General features: G+C 70.2%; 19 protein-coding genes. 7 read left to right on the forward strand and 12 right to left on the reverse strand.

Features of this window, described 5'->3' with window-relative positions; genetic code table 11:
• Positions 1 to 214: 214 nt before the first annotated feature.
• From U5771_RS21825 to U5771_RS21835, 3 genes are read left to right on the forward strand one after another with little or no spacing between them, the layout of a single operon-like run.
• Complete coding sequence (locus U5771_RS21825) at positions 215 to 1,747, forward strand: NCS1 family nucleobase:cation symporter-1 (protein WP_322025905.1); 1,533 nt, start codon at positions 215 to 217, stop codon at positions 1,745 to 1,747.
• A gap of 22 nt (positions 1,748 to 1,769) precedes the next feature.
• Entirely contained in the window at positions 1,770 to 2,498 is a 729-nt protein-coding gene (locus tag U5771_RS21830; RefSeq protein WP_322025906.1) for an aspartate/glutamate racemase family protein, read from the forward strand.
• Between the two features lie 24 nt (positions 2,499 to 2,522).
• The gene (locus U5771_RS21835; protein ID WP_322025907.1) at positions 2,523 to 3,689 is read left to right on the forward strand and encodes a LysR family transcriptional regulator; all 1,167 of its coding nucleotides are present in this window, start codon (positions 2,523 to 2,525) and stop codon (positions 3,687 to 3,689) included.
• Between the two features lie 46 nt (positions 3,690 to 3,735).
• On the opposite strand, the gene U5771_RS21840 is transcribed toward U5771_RS21835, so the two are convergent.
• Positions 3,736 to 5,304, reverse strand: coding sequence for an MFS transporter (locus U5771_RS21840; protein WP_322025908.1), 1,569 nt, complete (start codon positions 5,302 to 5,304; stop codon positions 3,736 to 3,738).
• A 100-nt stretch (positions 5,305 to 5,404) separates the two neighbouring features.
• Between U5771_RS21840 and U5771_RS21845 the strand changes: the two genes are divergently transcribed.
• On the forward strand, positions 5,405 to 6,283 hold the full coding sequence (locus U5771_RS21845; RefSeq protein WP_322025909.1) for a LysR family transcriptional regulator: 879 nt from the start codon (positions 5,405 to 5,407) through the stop codon (positions 6,281 to 6,283).
• A 334-nt stretch (positions 6,284 to 6,617) separates the two neighbouring features.
• Positions 6,618 to 7,607, forward strand: coding sequence for an ABC transporter substrate-binding protein (locus U5771_RS21850; protein ID WP_322025910.1), 990 nt, complete (start codon positions 6,618 to 6,620; stop codon positions 7,605 to 7,607).
• A gap of 16 nt (positions 7,608 to 7,623) precedes the next feature.
• Here the strand turns inward: U5771_RS21850 and U5771_RS21855 are convergent, their stop codons facing one another.
• A complete protein-coding gene (locus tag U5771_RS21855) occupies positions 7,624 to 7,998 on the reverse strand; it encodes a phage protein NinX family protein (protein WP_322025911.1) in 375 nt (124 codons plus the stop codon).
• 288 nt (positions 7,999 to 8,286) lie between these two features.
• Between U5771_RS21855 and U5771_RS21860 the strand changes: the two genes are divergently transcribed.
• Positions 8,287 to 9,363, forward strand: a complete 1,077-nt coding sequence (locus U5771_RS21860; RefSeq protein ID WP_322025912.1) for a glycosyltransferase family 2 protein — start codon at positions 8,287 to 8,289, stop codon at positions 9,361 to 9,363.
• A gap of 15 nt (positions 9,364 to 9,378) precedes the next feature.
• Entirely contained in the window at positions 9,379 to 10,641 is a 1,263-nt protein-coding gene (locus U5771_RS21865; protein ID WP_322025913.1) for a glycosyltransferase family 87 protein, read from the forward strand.
• Here U5771_RS21865 and U5771_RS21870 read toward each other — a convergent pair.
• Genes U5771_RS21870 through cpaB form a run of 10 tightly spaced genes read right to left on the reverse strand, consistent with a single transcriptional unit; the run spans position 10,605 to position 20,353 of the window.
• Complete coding sequence (locus U5771_RS21870; RefSeq protein WP_322025914.1) at positions 10,605 to 11,645, reverse strand: TadG family pilus assembly protein; 1,041 nt, start codon at positions 11,643 to 11,645, stop codon at positions 10,605 to 10,607. The two genes, U5771_RS21865 and U5771_RS21870, sit on opposite strands and share 37 nt — an antisense overlap.
• Positions 11,638 to 12,066 (reverse strand): TadE family protein, encoded by a 429-nt coding sequence (locus U5771_RS21875; protein ID WP_322025915.1) that lies wholly within the window; start codon positions 12,064 to 12,066, stop codon positions 11,638 to 11,640. The genes U5771_RS21870 and U5771_RS21875 overlap by 8 nt, the downstream gene beginning before the upstream one ends.
• Entirely contained in the window at positions 12,063 to 12,920 is an 858-nt protein-coding gene (locus U5771_RS21880; protein ID WP_322025916.1) for a tetratricopeptide repeat protein, read from the reverse strand. The genes U5771_RS21875 and U5771_RS21880 overlap by 4 nt, the downstream gene beginning before the upstream one ends.
• Positions 12,917 to 13,861 (reverse strand): type II secretion system F family protein, encoded by a 945-nt coding sequence (locus U5771_RS21885; protein WP_322025917.1) that lies wholly within the window; start codon positions 13,859 to 13,861, stop codon positions 12,917 to 12,919. Before U5771_RS21885 ends, U5771_RS21880 begins: the two co-directional genes overlap by 4 nt.
• Positions 13,858 to 14,835 carry a type II secretion system F family protein gene (locus U5771_RS21890; protein ID WP_322025918.1) on the reverse strand — a complete coding sequence of 326 codons (978 nt, stop codon included), beginning with the start codon at positions 14,833 to 14,835 and terminating at the stop codon, positions 13,858 to 13,860. The genes U5771_RS21885 and U5771_RS21890 overlap by 4 nt, the downstream gene beginning before the upstream one ends.
• Complete coding sequence (locus U5771_RS21895; protein WP_322025919.1) at positions 14,832 to 16,250, reverse strand: CpaF family protein; 1,419 nt, start codon at positions 16,248 to 16,250, stop codon at positions 14,832 to 14,834. The genes U5771_RS21890 and U5771_RS21895 overlap by 4 nt, the downstream gene beginning before the upstream one ends.
• Positions 16,247 to 17,470, reverse strand: a complete 1,224-nt coding sequence (locus U5771_RS21900) for an AAA family ATPase (RefSeq protein WP_322025920.1) — start codon at positions 17,468 to 17,470, stop codon at positions 16,247 to 16,249. Before U5771_RS21900 ends, U5771_RS21895 begins: the two co-directional genes overlap by 4 nt.
• A 22-nt stretch (positions 17,471 to 17,492) precedes the next feature.
• A complete protein-coding gene (locus U5771_RS21905) occupies positions 17,493 to 17,876 on the reverse strand; it encodes a CpaD family pilus assembly lipoprotein (protein ID WP_322025921.1) in 384 nt (127 codons plus the stop codon).
• A 14-nt stretch (positions 17,877 to 17,890) separates the two neighbouring features.
• A complete protein-coding gene (locus U5771_RS21910) occupies positions 17,891 to 19,270 on the reverse strand; it encodes a type II and III secretion system protein family protein (RefSeq protein ID WP_322025922.1) in 1,380 nt (459 codons plus the stop codon).
• A gap of 54 nt (positions 19,271 to 19,324) precedes the next feature.
• Complete coding sequence (cpaB, locus tag U5771_RS21915) at positions 19,325 to 20,353, reverse strand: Flp pilus assembly protein CpaB (RefSeq protein WP_322025923.1); 1,029 nt, start codon at positions 20,351 to 20,353, stop codon at positions 19,325 to 19,327.
• Positions 20,354 to 20,367: the final 14 nt, after the last annotated feature.

Below are 20,367 nucleotides of genomic sequence, written 5' to 3' on the forward strand. Positions count from 1 at the left end.
CTCTGACGAGCAATTTGCGTGCCGCCCATCGCCACCGCCGGCGACCCGGTCCATTCATTTTTCAAATGACACCCAGCCGAATATTTAATTTCCCATCGTCGCGGCCGCCACCCATACTCGCGAACAAATCCGAGACATAACGTCCACGGCGGCCGGGCCTGCGCTGCGTGCACACGCTGCCGGTTCGCGCCCCGCACATGGAAGGAGACAAGGCGTGCAACTGGAAGCCACCCACCGCGCGGGCATCGTGCTCGGCGCGGACGACGCATTGCATCGCACCGATACGGCCGCGCGCGATCCCGCGCCGAGCCCGCGGCTGCACAATCCCGACCTCGCGCCGACCAAGGCCGAAGGCCGGACCTGGGGCCGCTACAGCATCTTTGCGCTGTGGACCAACGACGTGCACAACATCGCGAACTACTCGTTCGCGATCGGCCTGTTCGCGCTCGGCCTGTCGGGCTGGCAGATGCTCGCATCGCTCGCGATCGGCGCGGTGCTCGTGTACGGCTTCATGAACCTCACCGGCTACATGGGCCAGAAGACCGGCGTGCCGTTCCCGGTGATCAGCCGGATGAGCTTCGGCATCTACGGTGCGCTCCTGCCCGCGATGATCCGCGCGGTGATCGCGATCGCATGGTTCGGAATCCAGACCTATCTCGCGTCGGTCGTGCTGCGCGTGCTGCTCACCGCGATCTGGCCGGGTCTCGCCGCGTTCGACCGGAACGCGATCCTCGGGCTGTCGACGCTCGGCTGGATCACGTTCGTCGCGATCTGGCTCGTGCAGATCGGCATCCTCACCTACGGGATGGAGATGGTCCGCAAGTACGAAGGGCTCGCCGGCCCGATCATCCTCGTCACGACGCTGTCGCTCGCCGCGTGGATGTTCAGCCGCACCGGCGGCCATCTCGCGATGTCGGTCGGCAAGCCGATGACCGGCCTGAAGATGTGGACCGAAGTGTTCGCGGGTGGCGCGCTGTGGCTCGCGATCTACGGCACGCTGGTGCTCAACTTCTGCGATTTCGCGCGCTCGTCGCCGAGCGCGAAGACGGTGCGGGTCGGCAACTTCTGGGGCCTGCCGGTGAACATCCTGGTGTTCGCGACGATCAGCTTCGTGCTCGCGGGCGCGCAGTTCAAGCTGAACGGCCAGATCATCCACAGCCCGACGGAAATCATCGCGACGGTGCCGAACAAGCTGTTCCTCGTGCTCGGCTGCCTCGCATTCCTGATCGTGACGGTCGCGGTGAACATCATGGCGAACTTCGTCGCGCCGGCCTTCGTGCTGACGAGCCTCGCGCCGCACCGCCTGACGTTTCGCCGCGCGGGCCTGATCAGCGCGACGGTCGCGGTGCTGATCCTGCCGTGGAACCTGTACAACAGCCCGATCGTGATCGTCTACTTCCTGTCCGGCCTCGGGGCGCTGCTCGGCCCGCTGTACGGGATCATCACGGTCGACTACTGGCTCGTGCGCAAGCAGCGCGTGAACGTGCCGGATCTCTATACCGAAGCGCCGACTGGCGCCTATTTCTATACGCGCGGCGTGAACCGCAAGGCGCTCGCGGCCCTCGTGCCGTCCGCGCTGATCTCGATCACGCTCGCCGTCGTGCCGGCCTTCGGCGCGCTGACGCCGTTCTCCTGGCTGCTCGGCGCGGCCATCGCGGGCAGCGTGTACTGGCTGACGGCCGATCGCAAACGCCAATACGAAGAGCGCTCGGGCGAACCCATCGCGGTCGCCTGCGCCCAACACTGAACGCAGCATACGGAGTACACCGATGAGAATACTGGTAGTCAACGTCAACACGACCGAGTCGATCACCGACGCCATCGCCGCGCAGGCGCAGGCCGCGGCGGCGCCCGGCACGGAGATCGTCGGGCTCACGCCGCGCTTCGGCGCGGAGTCGATCGAAGGCAACTTCGAGAGCTATCTCGCGGCGATCGCCGTGATGGACCGCGTGTTGAGCTACGACGAGCCGTACGACGCGGTGATCCAGGCCGGCTACGGCGAACATGGCCGCGAAGGGCTGCAGGAACTGCTGACGGTGCCCGTCGTCGACATCACCGAAGCGGCCGCGAGCGTCGCGATGCTGCTCGGCCACCGCTATTCGGTCGTCACGACGCTCGACCGAACGGTGCCGCTGATCGAGGATCGCCTGAAGCTCGCCGGGCTCGACGCGCGCTGCGCGTCGGTGCGCGCGAGCGGTCTCGCGGTGCTCGAGCTCGAGGAGAACCCGGCCCGCGCGATCGAGTCGATCGTCGGCCAGGCCGAGCGCGCGGTGAAGGACGATCACGCGGAAGTGATCTGCCTCGGCTGCGGCGGGATGGCCGGCCTCGACCGGCAGATCGAGGAATGCACGGGCGTGCCCGTCGTCGACGGCGTGTCGGCCGCGGTCGCGCTCGCCGAATCGCTGGTGCGCCTGAAGCTGAAGACGTCGAAGGTCCGCACCTATGCGCCGCCGCGTCCGAAGCGGATCGTCGGCTGGCCGGGCACCTTCGTCAAATGACGGGCCGCGGGAACGCGTAGCGACATGCGGGACGCACCGGGGCCGAACGGCCGTTCCCTCGACGCGTCCGATGCGACGGGTGCGCTCGACGTGCTGGATGCGCGGCTGATGCGCATCCTGCTCGTGCTGCTGACCGAGCGCACCGTGTCGCGCGCGGCCGTGCGGCTGAACATGTCGCAGCCCGCGACGAGCGCCGCGCTCAAGCGCCTGCGCACGCTGCTCGGCGATCCGCTGCTGGTGCGCAGCCGCTACGGGATGGTGCCGACCGAGTTCGGCGCGCGACTGATCGAGCCGCTGCGCAATGCGCTGCGCGTGATCGACTTCATCCGCATCCAGCAGCCGACCTTCGACGCGCGCACGTCGGTGCGCACCTACCGGATCGGCTGTCCCGACTACCTGAACGTGCTGTTCGTGCCGAGGCTCGTCGCGCTGTTCCGCGAACGCGCGCCGAACGCGCAGCTCGTGTTCCATCCGCTCGGCGACGGCTACGACGACGAACGCGCACTCGCCGACGGCGAGCTCGACGTCGTGATCGACAACCGCCCTGCCCGCCTGTCGCGCTTCCGGCAGGACGACCTGTTCGACGATCGCGTCGTGTGCCTGATGCGCGCGACGCATCCGCTCGCGCGGCGCGGCGCGATGACGGCCGCCGAATTCGCGCGCGCCGCGCAGCTGTGTCCGACGCCGTCGTGGCTCGAAGCATCCGGCGCGATCGACCGGCAGCTCGAACGCGTCGGCCTGCAGCGGCGGATCGTCGTCACGCTGCCGCATTTCGAACTCGCCGCGCATGCGCTGGTGCGCTCCGACCTGATCCTGACCACCACGTACCGGCTCGCACGCCACTACGCGAAGCTGCTGCCGCTCGGCGCGGTGGCGCTGCCGGCGGAACCGCCCGATATCGTGTACCGGATGACGTGGAACGAATCGGGATCGTGCATCGACGGCGTGCGCTGGCTGCGCGGGCTGATCGCCGAGGCGACGCGCAGCTGGCTCGACGCCGAGGCCGCACAGCCGGCCGTCGCGGCGGTTGCCGCGCATGCGGATGCGCGGACGAATGTGCCGCTCGCCGACGCCCCGCCCGAACCGACGCGACGCACACGCGGCCGGCAGGCGACGCATTGCGGTGCGTCGCAACAGCCGCGCGTCGCGCGTGCGGCGCGGATTCATCGCATCGTGACGAAATCGCGCTGAGTCGTGTCGCCGCGCGCAATGGGCGGCGCATGGAGCGCCGCGCGCATCACGCGTCGCGCATCGGTTGCGCAAGCAACTTGTATGCAACGACGGCGGCAGCGAGCGCGAGCACGCCGCTCACCGTCAGCGCGGCGGCGAATCCGCTCGCGAAGGCCGCGGGCGCCGCGTCGGCAAGCGTGCGGGCGGCCGACGGCGGCACGTGCGCGAGCGCCTGCGCGGGATCGCCGGCCAGCAGGCTCGACATGAACGGCGCATCGACGAATGCCCGCGCCCCCGGTGCCGCGGACAGCAGCCGGTCGAGGTGCGTGCGCGTACTGGCGGCCAGCACCGCGCCGAGCACGCCGACGGCCGTCACGATCGCCGAGAAGCGGGTGGTCGTGCTGATGCCCGACGCCATCCCGGTACGGTCCGGCGGCACGCACGCCATGATCGCCTTCTGCGTGTCGCCGTTCATGATGCCGGCGCCGCAGCCCGTCACGAACATGCCGAACGCGACGAGCCGGTAGTCGCCGCCGGCCGTCAGCGCCGCGGTCGCGAGATTGCCGGCGCCGATCAGCGCGAGCCCGCCGGCCAGCACGCCGCCGGACGACACGCGCGCCGCGAGCATGCCGCCGAGCGACGGCCCGGCGATCATCGCGAACGCGAACGGCAGCATCCCGAGCCCCGCGTCGATCGCGGACATCCCGAACGCGTTCTGCAGGTACAGCGGCAGGAACGTCATCATCACCTGCGCGCACGCCGCATAGCCGAACATCGCGAGCACCGCGCCGACGAAGCGCGGCTGGCGGAACAGCGCGAGATCGATCATCGGCCGCGCCTGCCAGCGCTCCGCGCCGACGAACGCGGCCAGCAGCGCGGCGGCGAGCGCGAACCGGCCGAGCGTCGCGGCCGACAGCCAGCCGTGCGACGGCGCGCCGATCAGCGCCGCGATCGCGCACGCGAGCGCCGCGCCGAACAGCAGGCTGCCGGCGGCGTCCACGCGTTTCGCATGCGGATCGCGCGACTCGTCGATCGCGACGCGCGCGCCGGCCGCGAGCAGCGCGCACACCGGCAGGTTCAGCAGGAACACCCAGCGCCAGCCGATCCACTGCGTGATCGCACCGCCGACCAGCGGCGCGACGGCCGTCGCGAGCCCCATGCACATCCCCCAGATCGCCCACGCACGGGCCCGTTCGCGTCCGTCCGGAAAGCGGTTCGCGATCACCGCGAGCGCGGCCGTCAGCAACAGCGCGGCCCCGCCGCCCTTCACCGCGCGCGCGGCGATCAGCCAGCCGGCCGACGGTGCGATCCCGCACCCGAGCGACGCGAGCGAAAAGAGCGCGAGCCCCGCGCCGAGCATGCGCTTGCGCCCGAAGCGGTCGGCCAGCCCGCCGGCCGGCAACAGGCATGCGGCGAACGCGGTCATGTAGGCGCTCACGACCCATTCGATGTCGGCGAAACTCGCATGAAAGCTGCGCGCGATGCTCGGCAGCGACACGGCAACGACGTTCGTGTCGAGCACGATCAGCGAGCACGTCGCGGATGCGACCGCGAGCGTCGCGGCGGGCGGCAGGCGGGTGCCCGTGCGCACGGCGCCAGGCGCGCCTGCGCGCGGGGCGGGGGAAGACTGGGACATCGGCAGCTCCGGAGCAAGAGGGACGAGCCGTATGCTAGGCTGGCCTCGTATTGCCTGTCATTGACATACCCATGCAGTTTCATTGACGAAAATTGCAATCATGAATCCGCTCGAATTCCGTCACGTGCGCGCGTTCCTGAGCGTCGCGCAACACCTGCATTTCGCGCGCGCGGCCGACGCGCTCGACCTGGCGCCGCCCGCGCTCACGCGGCAGATCCAGGAAGCCGAACGGCTGCTCGGCGTGCGGCTGTTCCAGCGGTCGCGCCGGGAGGTCTCGCTGACGGCGGCAGGCGAGGCGTTTCTCGCCGAAGCCACCGCCGCGGTCGAACATCTGCAGCGCGGCCGCGAACTCGCGACGCTCGCCGAGCGCGGCGAGCTCGGCCGGATCGAGATCGGCTACGTGTCGTCGGCCGTCTATTCGGGCACGCTGCAGCGCACGGTCGGCGCGTTCCGCGCCGCGCATCCGCGTATCGAACTGAACCTGCGCGAGGTGCCGATGGACGACGTCGCGAAGCAGCTCGACACGGGCCGGCTCGACCTCGCATACGTGCGCCCGCCGATGCCGCTGCCGGGCGGGCTGCGGATCGTCACGCTGCAGCGCGACGTATTCGTCGCGGCCGTGCCGGCCGAGTCGCGTTACGCGGCGATGACCGCCGTGCGTGCCGCCGATCTCGCCGACGCACGCTTCGCGGTGCCCGAACAGGAACGCGGCACGCTCGAAGTCGCACGACGCGGCCGCTTCGCGCCGGTGATCGCCGCGCGGCCGGGCGGATTGCTCGCGGTGCTCGCGTGCGTGTCGGTGAACGGCTGGGTCGCCGTGATCCCGGACGCACTCGCCGGCTGCGTGTCGTTGCCGGGCGTCGTGTACCGGCCGATCGCCGGCAAGCCGATCACGTCCGAACTCGCGCTTGCGCACCGGCGCTTCGAGAAGGCGCCCGCGGTACGCGCGTTCCTGCGCACCGTCGCTGCCGCAGGCTAGCGGCCAATAGCGGACTTGCGCAAGCCACCGGAAGGGCCAGGCGCAACGCGTGCGCAAAGCAAATACGCAACGCATTCGCGACGGGCACGCCCCAACGCTCGGTCCTTCCGGCGGCCTGCCCCACGAACGAAGCTGTTCAAACCGGGGAACCTGCGTTGCCGGCTGTTCGCCGAGACAGCTACCGTCTTGGCTTCTCCCCTCTACCCTTCACCACGCTCGCGCGAATAAGCGAATAAGCATTTCGCGATTCGATGTTTGCCGGCGCGAAACCGATTCCGTAATCTGCCCGGCAGCCGCGCGGCCTCTCGCGCGGATCACCGAGGACCCGCCGCCGATGACTTCGCCCTCCGCCCCGGCCCGCCGCCGCGCACTGCTGCGTGTGGCCGCCCTGGCCGCCGCACCGCTTGCCGGCACCGCCGCCCTGCCGGCCCGCGCGGCCGGCCCCGACCTGTCGAACGTCACGCTGGTGCTCGGCGACCAGGCGGGCGGCCTGCGCGCACTGGCCGAAGCCGCGCACGTGCTCGACGGCGTGCCGTACCGGTTTCGCTGGGCGAATTTCCAGGGTGCCGCGCCGCTGTTCGAAGCGCAGCGCGCGGGCGCGATCGATCTCGCGCCGGCCGGCGACCTGCCGGTGCTGACGGCCGCGCTCGGCGATCCGGCGCTGCGGATCGTCGCGACGCGCGTCGGCTCGCCGACGTCGCTCGGCATCGTCGTGCAGCCCGAATCGCCGGTGCGCACCGTCGCCGACCTGAAGGGGCGCACCGTCGTCGTGTCGTCGGCACGCGGCAGCATCTCGCAATACCAGCTCTACGGCGCGCTGCGCGAACACGGCCTCGCGCCGGGCGACGTCGACGTGCGCTTCGTGCTGCCGGTCGACGCGTTCGCCGCGTTCGAGGCGAAGCAGATCGGTATCTGGGCAACCTTCGATCCGTATTACGGCAACGTGGTGCGGCGCGGTGCGCGCATCGTGCGCGACGGCAGCGGGATCAATTCCGGGCTCGCGTTCCTCACGTCGCCGGTCGACACGCTCGACGATCGATCGAAGCGCGCGGCGCTGTCCGACGTGCTCGCGCGGCTCACCCGAGCCGGCCAGTGGGCGCTCGCGCATCCGGCCGATTACGCGACCGTCTATGCGTCGCTCACGCGCCTGCCGCGCGAGGCGGCTGCCGACATCGCGCGCCGGGCGGCGCTCGCGCAGCGCGGCGTCACCGGCGCGGACATCGACGTGCTGCAGCGGGTCGCCGATCGCGCGGCCGCGGACGCGATCCTGCCGAAGCGCGTCGACGTCGCCGCGATCGCGGTGCGCAACCTGTCGGCCGCGTAACCGGCTTCGCACGGGCTCAGCGCGGCGTCGACATGTCGAGATCCGGCACGTCGTCGCCGAACGTCGACGCGACCCGCGTACGCATCGCGGCGACCAGCAGCGTCGGCCCCGACTGGTTGAACGTGCAGCGCTCGCCCGCCGCCGGCACCGCCCGATGCAGCACCGCGCGCCACGCGCCGTGCCCGCCGTCGCGCTCGAACGCGCCGAACGGCAAGCGCTCGACGAGCGGGCCGCCGTCCGCCCACGACGACGACGGTGCGTACGGCACCGGCGCGCCGCCCGGTTCGGAAACGATCGTGCACCGCGCGGCGTCGACACGCGGCGCGCCGAGGCCTTCCGCCAACGCCACCCAGAAATCGAGCGGCGCACCGGTCAGGTCCTGAACTTGCATCGCGCCCTCCAGCGTTCTTGAAAACGCCATCCTAGCGCCGCCGCGCGCGGTTCGCCGACAACCGCCGGCCGGGGTTTTCCCCCGCAAGCCGACCGTCGTGCAAAAGCGCCGATACGTGTTACGAATCACCGATTCCTGCGTACAATGAACGCCACACGTATCGCCCGGGGCTGCGGTGGACAAGCATCCCGGAACCGCATTCACGCCGAACCGGGCAGCACCTGTTCGGCAGACGACAATCGGAACCATACGGTGCAGCGCCGGCCGAATCTCTCGGGAGATCGCAGCATGTCCACGCAAGCCAGGAAGCCGCTGATATCGCTCGTCGTGCCGTTTCATGACGAAGAGGAAACGATCGGCGCGTTCTTTGCCGAAACGCTGCCCGTTCTCGAGTCGGTCGCCGGGGTCCGCTTCGAGTTCATCTGCATCAACGACGGCAGCCGCGATCGCACGCTCGACCGGCTGCTCGCGATCGCCGCCCGCGACCCGCGCGTGCACGTCGTGGATCTCACGCGCCGCTTCGGCAAGGAAGCGGCGCTCACCGCGGGTCTCGACGAGGCGGCCGGCGCCGCGGTGATCCTGATCGACGCTGACCTGCAGGACCCTCCCGCGCTGATTCCCGCGATGATCGAACACTGGCGCGCCGGCGCCGAGGTCGTCGCGGCGAAACGCACCGACCGGATGTGCGACCCGTACCTGCAGCGCGTGGCGGCGGCGCTCTACTATCGCGTGCACAATGCGCTGTCCGAGGTGGAGATGCCGGAAAACGTCGGCGATTTCCGCCTGATGGATCGCGAGGTCGTCGAAGCGCTGCGCGCGCTGCCGGAGCGGCGACGGTTCATGAAGGGGCTGTTCGCGTGGGTCGGCTTTCGCACCGCGATCGTCGAATACACGCGTGCGCCGCGCAGCGGCGGCCGCTCGAAGTTCTCCGGATGGCGACGCTGGAACTTCGCGCTCGAGGGCATCACGAGCTTCAGCACCGTGCCGCTGCGCGTGTGGACCTACGTCGGTCTCACGTTCGCGATGCTGTCGCTCGTGTATGGCGCCTTCATCGTGGTGCGGACGCTGCTGTACGGCAATCCGGTGCACGGCTACCCGTCGCTGATTTCCGTCGTGCTGTTCGTCGGCGGCATCCAGCTGATCGGCATCGGCGTGATCGGCGAATACCTCGGCCGGATCTATCACGAGTCCAAGCAGCGCCCCGTCTATCTCGTGCGGCGGCGCTACCGTGCCGAGCGCGATGCCGCCGCACAGCCGGCATCGAAGCTGCTGCAGTTCCCGCTGAAGCGTGCGCACGCGACCCGCCGCCGGACGGCGATGCCGGCGGCCGCCAGTTTCGCCGCCCGCAAGGCGTCGTTCAAGTAGAACCGGGCGCGGCAATTGGACGTTTCCCGGCAATCGATACGCTCGGCGGAGCGCCGCGTCGGCGGATGGCTCACGCCGCGACGCGCCATCCTGTACAGCGTGCTGATGCTCGTGCTCGACGCGCTGTTCATCACGATCTGGACGACCGTCGTGCGTCACGGGCCCGGAAGCGTCGTGGCACGCCCCGGTGCCGACTTCTCGGTGTTCTGGTCGGCCTCGTACCTGATGCTGCACGGCTCGCCGGCGCAGGCGTACGACTTCTCCGCATTCTCGCGGCTGTCGGCCGAGCTGTTCACGAACCTTCGCCGCGACGTCTTCGCCCCGTGGCTGTATCCGCCCACCTATCTGCTGCTCGTGACACCGCTGGCACTACTGCCCTTCGCGCTCGGTTATCCGTTGTTCGTCACGATCGGCGTCGTCGTGCTCGGTCTCGTCGCGTGGCGCGTTTCCCGTCTCGGCACGCTTCCCGGCGCATGGCGCGTCGGCCCGCTCGCGCTGGCCGCCGCGCCTTGCGTGTTCGTCACCGCGACGCTTGGACAAAACGCGTTCCTGACCGCGTCGTGCGCGGCACTGGCCGTTCACTGGGCCGATCGGCGGCCATGGTTGGCGGGCCTCTGCATCGGCCTGCTGTCGGTCAAGCCGCAGATGGCGCTGCTGTTCCCGTTCGTGCTGATCGCGGTGCGCGCATGGCGCACGATCGCATGGGCCGCGCTCGCCACCGGCGCGTTCGTCGCGCTGAGCGTCCTGATTTGCGGCATCGAGTCGCTGCGCCTGTTCGTCGCCAGCACCGGACTCGCACGATCGATCGTCCTCGAACACGGTGTCGTGTTCTGGCTCGCGTCGCCGACGCCGTTCGCGGCGCTCCGGCTTGCGGGCGTGCCGCTCGGCGCCGCGTATGCCGCGCAGGCGTGTATCGCGGCGATCGCGATCGCCGCCGCGTGCATCGCGTGGACGCAATCGCGCGATACCCGCGTGCGTGCCGCCGTGCTGACGGTCGCGACGCTCGTGGCGAACCCGTACGTGTGGCACTACGAACTCGCGTGGCTCGCCATCGCGATCGCGTGCATGCTGTCGATCGGCTGGCGCGACGGCTGGCTGCGCGGCGAACAGGCCGCGATCGCGCTGATGTGGGCGCTGCCGGTCGCGGAATACCTGAACCCGTGGCTGCTGATGCCGCAGATCGGCCCGGCCGTGACGCTCTTCGCACTGCTCGTGCTGCTGCGCCGCGCACGGCACGACGCTCACAATGCGAGCCGCGGCGGCACGTACACGCCGTAGTACGGCCCGACGCCCGTCGCGACGCCGGTCATCTTCACGCCGGCGACGAAGTGCCCCTGGATGTACTTGTACGTGCCGCCGAGCGACACGTCGATATGGAACGCCGCGAACGCGACGATCGGCACGTAGGTGCTGCTCGCCGTCTGCGTGACGACAGGCAGCACGACCGTCGTGCCGACCGGCACCGACGTATAGAGCGTCGCCTTCACGCCGGTCGCGAGATAGATGCTGTCGCCGATATTGAGCGTCGTCGGGTTGCCGGTCACCATCAGGCCGCCCATCGTCGTCGTGTCGGTCGCGGTCGACTGGAACGACGTCCACTGGCCGCCCATGCACAGCGCGCCGTAGGTCTGGCCGTTCGTGATCGAGAATTCGTACGGCAGGTTGGTCAGCGGATTGATCAGCGGCTGGTTGGTCTGCGCATTCCAGTACTGGTTGTACACGCACTGGTCGATCGCGACCGGAAAGAGCCCGCCCGCCGCCACCCCGCCCGGCGCGGCGAGCACTGCGATCGCGGTCGCGCTGCCGGACGCGCCGGGGATGCCCAGCAGCCCGCCGAGCAGCAGCGGAATCGAGCCGCCGTTCACGCCCGGCGCGCGCGACACCGTCACCTGCACCGCCGGCACGTCGTAGGTGCCGGGCGTGATGGTGGTCGCCTGCATCGACGCGGGATTGCGCGTCACGTTCCAGTACCCGGTCGTCACCGTGCCGGTCGCCAGCGGAGCGCCCGCCGCCGAATTCCGCGCGATCGCGCCGTTCGCCGCCGGCGCGGCCTGCGACCAGTTCAGCGCGCCGCCCGTCGGCGACATCATCGCGTCGGCCGCCGCGAGCGCGGCCGCGTCGGCGGCGTTCTGCAACTGGTTGCGCACCGTGGCCACCCACGCGATGTCGATCGCCAGCGCGCCGAACGACAGCAGCGGAATCAGGAACAGCAGGAAGAACAGCGCGACGGAGCCGCGCTCGCGCGCGGTGCCGAGGCATGGCGTGCCGGCCGCGTCATTCATAGAGCATCACCGAGCTGGCCGAGATCGTGACGGGGCCGGTCAGCGCGCTGAATGCCGAACCCAGCACCAGCCCGACATACGTGTAGGTCACCGTCACCGTCAGCGCGGTGCCCGATGTCGTGCCGTTCGCCTGCGTCACGGTCACGGTCGGCGTCGTCGCGGTGCCGCCGGTGATGAGGCTGTTCTGCGTATAGGTCGTCGCGACGTTGGCGATCTGCGTCGTGGTCAGCATCGGCACGCGCAGCACGACGCCCGCACGCGCGGCCTCGCGGCTCGCGTTCGTGATGACGGCCTTGTCGCACAGGAGCAGGCTCGTGTCGATGATGCCGATCAGCACCATCAGCAGGAACGGCAGCATCAGCACGAACTCGAGGGATACGACGCCGCGCGCGTGGCGGGCGCCCATCGCCCCGCGTGTCATCGTGCGGCCCCCTCGGCGGGCGGCACGGCGCGCGGCGCGAGCGCGGCGCCCGTCGACGGTCGTGCCGCAGCGGGCGCCGGGCGCGACGCGAGCTGCGCACGCACCGCCTGGTAGACGCGCAGATTGTCGGCCACCGCCGACGCGGGCAGATCCGCCGCCAGCAGCTTCTTCGCCGAATCGGTGTTGCCGAGCACGCCATACGCGAACGCGAGGTTCTGGCGCGCCTGCCACGGCGCGTCGGGCAGCCCTGCAACGTCGAGCAGCACGTTCACGCCTTCGCGCGGCCGGTTGCCCAGCACGAGCGACAGCCCGAGGTCGACGCGCAGCCCCTGCGCATCCGGATGCGCGCGCAGCGCGTCCCGGTACACGGCCTGCGCGTCCTCGTGGCGGCCCTGCAGGTCGAGCACCGTGCCGAGTCCTTCCGCCGCGAGCGGCAGGTTCGGCTGCGCGGCCAGCAGGTCGCGGTAGCGCTGGGCGGCCTCGTCGAGCCGACGCTGCCGCAACGCGACGCGCGCGAGCCCGAGCTGCGGCCCGAGTTCCGCGGGCGCCTGCTGCCGTGCCTGCTCGTAGAGAATGCGTGCGCGCTCCAGATCGCCGGCGCGGTAGTTGACGTCGGCGAGCCCCAGTTGCGCCGCGAGCGAGTCGGGATGCCGGGCGAGCACCTTCCCGTACAGCGTCGATGCAAGATCGACGTTGCCGCCGGCAAGCGCGCTGTCGGCAATGCGCAGTTCGGCCTGCGGGTCGTCGCTCTTGTGCGACAGCGCCGGCCGCGTCTGGATACCCGGCGCGCAGCCGCCGGCCAGCACCGGCAACACCGCCGCGAACGCGAGCGCACGGATGACGGATCGTGTCATTTGAACACCTCGAGGAGGCGGATCGCCGCCGGGCCCGCCGCGATCAGGCCGACCGTCGGCAGGATGAACAGCATCATCGGCAGCGTGATCTTCGGCGCGAGCTTCGCGGCCTGCTCCTCGAGCGCGACGATCTGCTCGGTGCGCTCGCTGCGCGACAGGGTGCGCAGCGCCTGCGTGATCGGCGTGCCGAAGCGCTGCGATTGCGTGAGCGTCGTGGCAAGCGAGCGTGCCGACGCGAAGTCGACCCGCAGCGCGAAATGCGCGAGCGCCTCGGCTACGTTGCCGCTCAGCGTCAGCTCGTCCGCGCATACCGTCAGCTCGTCGGCGAGCGGCGGGCAGATCCGCTCGAGTTCGCGCGCGACGCGCCGCACGCCCGATACGAGGCTGTTGCCGGCCATCGTGCAGATCACGAGCAGGTCGAGCGCATCGGGAAAGCACGCGGCGATGATCCGCCGGCGCCGCCGGATCATCGCGCCGAGCACGTATTCCGGCACGATCACGCCGATCACGAACGCGGCGACCATCGCCAACGCCCGGATCACGACGTATTCGCCGAATCGCGGAATGTACGGGCTGAACACGATCGCGACGCCCGCGAGCAGCACGCCGCAGCTCAGCTTGATGCCGATCATCGACGACACCGCACGCCGTTCGCGGAAGCCCGCGCGCGTCAGCTGCAGCCCGAGCTTCGCGCGCTGCATCGGGTCGAGCACGGGCAACCGCTCGCCGAGCTGCGCGAGCCGCCGCGTCAGGTCCTGACGCACCTCGCCCGGCTGCAGCCGCCCCGGCACCAGCGACAGCGGGCGCTGTCCGGCCGCCTGCTGCACGCGCACGGCGATCCGCCGGCGCGGGCCGCCGCCGGGCGTCCCGAGCGCCACCGCGACGCACGCGAGCAACAGCAACAGTTCGAGGCCGCGGGCGGCCAGCATCGACAGCGTCATCGCGCGGTATCCAGTTTCGAGATCTTGTGAATCGTCAGCAGTCCGATCGTCAGCAGCACCGCGGCGATCGTCAGCATCACGCGTCCGGCATGCGTGTCGAACAGCAGCATCACGTACGCGCGGTTCACGAGGAACAGTGCGCCGATCATCACGAACGGCACCGCCGAAATGATCTTCGTCGTGATCCGCCCCTCGGCGGTCAACGCGCGTGTCTTCAGGCGGATGTCGCGGCGCGTGCGGATGATGCTCGACAACTCGTCGAGCGTCTCGCCGAGGCTGCCGCCGGTCTCGCGCTGCAGCAGCAGGTAAACGGTAAAGAACGAGAAATCCGCGATCATCAGCCGGTCTGCCGCGTGCGTCAGCACGTCCTTCAGATCCGCGCCGACGCGCAGGCTGTCGCCCATCGTGCGGAAGGTCGAGCGCACCGGCTCCGCCGCGCTGTCGCCCACCGTGCTGATCGCCTGCGTGACCGGAATGCCCGCGCGCACCGCCCGCACGATCAGGTCGATTGCGTCCGGGAACGCTTCGAGAAAGCGCAGCCGGAACCGCTCGACCAGCGCGCGGTAGCTGGCGCGCATCGCCACCAGCGGCAGCCCGACATAGATCAGCGGATGGAGTACGTGCGGCAACGCGACGAGCTCCACCACCACGATCGCGGCAATCGCGCCGGCGATCGTGCTGGCGACCACGATCCGCATCCCGCGTTCACCGCCAACCGCCCGCACGCGTGTCACGTAACGCTGCAGCCACGCACGCGCGCGGCTTTGCCGCCGCGGCAGGTTGAACAGCGCGACGCCGGGTGCGGCGGCCGCACCGGCTTCCCGGCCCGCCAGCGATGGCGCAAGATGCTGCATCCGCGCACGAATGCGCTGCTCCGGCGTGTGGCGCGCCCGATCCAGCCACGCGGACAGCGCGAGGCCCGCCGCGAGGATCACGACGAATGCGCCGAGCGCGAACAGGTCAGCGGCCGTCATTGCCGGAATACCTCGGAAAGCGCGTCCTCGACGCCGTAGTAGGCGGCGCGCGGCGCGAACGCGGGCCGCAGCGACGACGCCTCGAACACGCCTTTCACCACATCCCGCGTCGTGTCGCCGTCCTGGCGGAACGCGAACAGGTCCTGCGTGATCACCACCTCGCCCTCCATCCCGACGATCTCGGTGATCCGGGTCACGCGACGCACGCCGTCGCGCATCCGCTCGACCTGCACGAACAGGTGCACGGCGCTCGCGATCTGGCGCCGGATCGACAGCAGCTGCAGGTTCGCGTTCGCCATCATGACCATGCTTTCGAGCCGGCTGATCGCGTCGCGGGGCGAATTCGCATGGATCGTCGTCATCGAGCCGTCGTGACCCGTATTCATCGCCTGCAGCACGTCGAATGCCTCCGCCCCGCGGATTTCGCCGAGGATGATGCGGTCGGGCCGCATCCGCAGCGCGTTGCGCACGAGGTCGCGCTGCGAGATCCCGCCGAGCCCTTCCGTATTCTCCGGCCGCGTCTCGAGGCTGACGACGTGCGGCTGCAGCAGTTGCAGCTCGGCCGCATCCTCGATCGTCACGATCCGCTCGTGCTCCTCGATGTGTTGCGACAGTGCGTTGAGCAGCGTCGTCTTGCCCGAACCGGTACCGCCCGAGATCACGATGTTCAGCCGGCACGCGCACGCGATCTTCAGCACCTGCAGCATCCCGTGTGAAATGTTCCCCTGATGCGCCATCCGCGCGAGCGTGATGTCGCGTTTCGCGAACTTGCGGATCGAGATCGACGCGCCGCGCATCGCGATCGGCGGCAGGACCACGTTCACGCGGCTGCCGTCGGCAAGCCGCGCGTCGACCATCGGGCTGCTCTCGTCGACGCGGCGCCCGACCGCCGCCGCGATCCGCTGCGCGACGCTCGTCACGTGCGCGTTGTCGCGAAACTTCAGCGTCGTGAGTTCGAGCCGGCCCGCGCGCTCGACGTACACCTGGTCGGGGCCGTTCACTAGAATGTCGGAGACGGTGTCGTCGGCGAGCAGCGGCTCGATCGGCCCGACGCCGAACATGTCGTTCAGGATCGCGTCGACGATCAGCACCTGCTCGCCCGCCGTGATCTTCAGGCGCTCGCGCTCGACCGTGTGCGCGGCCACCTGCTCGATGCCCGCGCGCACTTCGTCGCGCGTCTTCATCAGCGCCGCCGACATGTTCATCGACGAGAACACCGCCGTGCGAATCGCGTCGAACTTGCCGGAGCGAATGAGTGCCTCCTGGGTATCGGCCAGCGCAAGCCCGCGCGCGGATGCGGGCGCCGGGCTCGCCGTCGGGGCCGGCGCGGGTGCGCCGTCGCGCGGCGCGGCAGGGTAAGCCGCGGGCGCCGGCGCCGGCTCCGACGCAGGCCGTTTGCGGGTACCGAACGTCACGATCCTTTCCTCCATTTCACGAAGCGCGCGTACCACGGCTCCGCAACGGCCATCGATTCGCCGGTGATGCCGTTCGCGAGCAGCCGGATCTCGTCCAGGAAGCCACGGCGTTTCGCGCCGTCGATCGGCTCGCCGAGGTTCTCGGCAACCGCGAGCGTCTGCGGCTCGTGCGGCAGTTCGCGCAGCCTCACGCCGCCGAAGGCATCCTCGAAGTCGGTCTGCGCGACGCGTCCCTTGACCGGCTCGAGCGCGTTGTTCAGCATCATCGACAGCAGCCGCTCGCCGGGCAGCTCCCGCACGAAGCGCGCAAGCCGTGCGGCTTCGTACGCGGCATGCACCGAGCGATCGGCGACGATATAGACGAGATCGGACACCGCCAGGGCGTCCCCGAACAGTTTGCCGGCGCGGTTGCCCACGTCGAACAGCACGTAGTGGAAGCGGTCCTTCAGCATGTCGACCAGCATCGCGATCGCATCGTCGCGCAGCGGCGCGTCTTCGCCATACGCCAGTTCGGCCGAGAGCACGTGCAGGCGGTCGCCCTTGGTGACGAACATGCGGTCGAACAACGCGTCGTCGGGACGCTGCTCCATGCTCAGCAATTCGATCAGCCCGTTGTTGCTCGACAGCCCGAGCCGCGAGTTCGCGCCGCCGCCATGCAGGTTCAGGTCGACGTAGGCCACGCGGCGGCGTTTCTCGCCCGTCAGGCAGCGCGCGAGACTCACCGCCACCGTCGTCGTGCCGACACCGCCGCGCGCGCCGACGAAGCTGACGATCTTGCCGGTGCGCACCTGCACGACCGATTCCGTCGCGGTCAACGCGCGCCGCATCAGCTCGACGGTCAGCGGCTTCACGATGTAGTCCTGCACACCGATGCCGAGCAGGTTGCGGAACAGCCCGACGTCGTTGTGCGTACCGATCGCGACCACCCTCACGGACGGATCGCACACGTCGGCGAGCCGCATCAGGTCGGACACCGGCAGCACCGAATCCGACACGTCGACGATCAGCTGGCGCGGCGAGCGCTCGTGATGCTGCAGCAGCCGGATCGCGTCGTCGCAGTTGCCCGGCTGCACGTGGGCGCGCGTGATCGACAGGTCCTGGGCGACGCGGCGGATCACGTCCTCGCTGCCGGCATCGGACACGACCGCGATGAGATCCGCCGCTCCGGCGGAGGCGGCGCGCTTGGCATTCTGGCGATCGAGGACGTTCATGGGCGGCATCGCGATGGGCATCGGAAGCGGGTCAGTGGCCGGGCGAGCCGGTCGTCGTCAGCGTCTTGTCCGGCGCCGGCTGCTTCACGCGATCCTCGACGTAGCGGCGCACCGCGTCGGCCGCGACTTGCGCATCGGCGCCGCCGTACGGCACGGGCGCGACGAGATCTTCCGGCCGCGCGAGCATCGTCGCGAGATTCGTGTAGGTCGCGCAGCCGAACGGCACGCCGGGCCGCCCGAACCCCGCATCGACGAGATGCGACGGCTGCATCAGCTTCGCGCAGTCGGGCGGCACCGCGCGCACGCCGTCGAAGCCGATCGCGCGCGCATCGGGCAGGTTGAGCGGCGGCGGCGCCGACAGGCAGCCTGCCAGCGCCAGCGGCACCAGGGCGGATGTGAAGGTTCGAAGTCGCATGCGCGCTCCTCCGGTCAGTACACGAAGCCCGCAGCGCCGACGAGACGCGGCGTGTCGCCCGACAGCAGGTCGATCCCGAGATTGCGCTGGATCGCGAATTCCAGATCGCTGCTCGGCCGCGCGACGGTATCGAGCGCCTGCTCGAGCTGGCCAGGGCCGGTCGGCTGCACGATGTACGGCGTCACGATCACGACGACCTCGGTCTTGTTGTCCTGGAAGTTCTTCGACGAAAACAGCCGGCCGATGATCGGCAGCCGGCCGAGGCCCGGAACCTGCGACACGGTATCCGCCGTCTGGCTCTGCAGCAGCCCGCCGATCGCGAAGCTCTGTCCGCTCGACAGCTCGACCGTCGTCTCGACGCGCCGCACCGAGAGTCCCGGCACCGTGACGCCGCCGGTCGTCACGCTGTTGCTCGAATCGACCTCGCTCACCTCCGGCCGCACCTTCAGGCTGATCCGGTTGTCGGCGAGCACGGTCGGCGTGAAGTCGAGCGACACGCCGAACGGCTTGAACTCGACCGTGATCGCGCCGGTGTTGCCGGCCTGCGCGACCGGAATCGGAATCTCGCCGCCGGCGAGGAAGCTCGCGGTCTGCCCGGACATCGCGGTGAGGTTCGGCTCCGCGAGCATCGTGATCAGGCCTTCCTGATCGAGCGCGTCGAGCACGACGTCGATCGACCAGCGCCCCGCGTGAAAGCCGCCGAGCACCGAATACGCGCCGGTCGGCGACAGGTTGAACAGCTTGGTCGTCGGATCGATCAGCGTGCGCCCGTTGAACAGCCCGCCGATGAAGTTGCCGGCCGCGCCGAGCGAACTCCAGTTGATGCCGAGCTGCTGCGTGACATTGCGGCTCACCTCGGTCACGCGCACGCGCAGGTTCACCTGGATCGGGCGCGACAGCGTGAGCCGGTTGACGATCTTTTCCTTGTCGTTGATGTAAGGCGTGAGCGACTGCATCACGGCGTCCGCGTCGGCCGCGCTCGGTACCTTGCCCGACACCATCAGCGAGCCCGGCGCGCCGGATACCGACAGCTTCAATTGCGGAAAACGGCTGTCGAGCACCGCCTGCAGCGACGCGGTGTCGACCTGCACGATCACCGTCCGGCGCAGGATCGGCCGATGGTTCGCGCCGAGCGCGATCAGCGTGGTGGTGCCGGCCTTCTTGCCGAACACGAACACGGTGCGCGGCGACGGCACCTGGATGTCCGCGATGCTCGGGTCCGCGACGAACATCGCGGTCGCGGGTTCGGACAGCGACAGCATCTCGCCCTTGCCGGTCGCGATCGACAACGCCGCGCCGGCGTCCGCCGCCTGCGCGCGCTGCGCGAGCGCGACGCCCGGCGCGACGATGCAGGCCAGGCACCAGAAAGCGATCCAACGAACCATGCGCACCATGCGTGTTCCCGTCAAATGCCGGCCGCCGGGCGGCCGGCCCGAATCGTCACTGCGTCACTGCGGCGCCGCCATCCGTGGCGCCTGCGTCGTCGCATCCGCGGCGACATGGCCGCCCGAGGGCGCAGCCGGCGCAACCGGCATGCCCGGCCAACCGGATGGCAGCGGCGGCACACCCGGCATGCCGGTGCCGCCGCCACTGCCGCGCGACCCATCGTCGACCGACGAGCCGCGATAGATCACGACCGTATTGCCCTGCGACGCCGGCCGCGTGCCGGCGTCCGTTCTCGCGGACGGTGCCCGCTCCGCGCCGCGCGCCGCGCGCGACACGTCGCCGGCCCACACCGGCGGCGTATCGGGCTCCGGTTCGTCGCCGCCCGCCGCCTGCCGGCGATCGCTCGTCGCAAAGCTGCGCAACGCCAGCGACAGCGAGCCGAGGCGCGTCGCGACCAGCACGACCTGCGCGGTGCGCGGCGCGACCTCGAGCGTGACCGTGCGCGCGCGGGCCGGCACGTCCGGCGCACTCGCAGGCGTCTTCGCACGCTGGAATTCCGAGCCGACCGCGAGCACGCGCGCGCGCCGCACGACCGTCTCCGCCTCGAACGTGCCGGGCGTCGTCGCGGAACCACCGATCTCCTGCGTGAGCACCACGTCGACGAAGTCGCCCGGCTGGATCAGCCCCGCGTTGCCGGACACGTCGTCGACCGGCACCGAGATCGCGCGCATGCCGGGCTGCAGCGCGGCCGCGAGAAAATCCGGCGCGCCGGCCGGAATCACGTTGTCCGCGCGGATCGGCGCACCGGCGTCGACACGGTTGCGCAGCAGCGCGCCTTTCAGGTCCGCGCCCGGTTGCGACTCGACGAACGCACCGGTCGGCACCTGCGTGCGCGGCATGCGCTTCCACGCGAGATCGTTGTCGCGCAGCAGCAGCCCTTCGGGCAGGTCCGCCGCCGCGACGCGCACGCGGACCTCGGCCGCCTCGCCGGGCACCGACGGCGTCGCCGCGGCGACATACAGCTGGCGCAGGATGAACGCGCCGATCGCGGCAGCGATGATCAGCACGATCATTCTCAGGGGTTTGGGCATGGCGGCGTGCGTCC

The sequence above is a fragment of the Burkholderia sp. BCC1977 genome (genome assembly GCF_905339595.1).
Classification (GTDB): Bacteria; Pseudomonadota; Gammaproteobacteria; order Burkholderiales; family Burkholderiaceae; genus Burkholderia.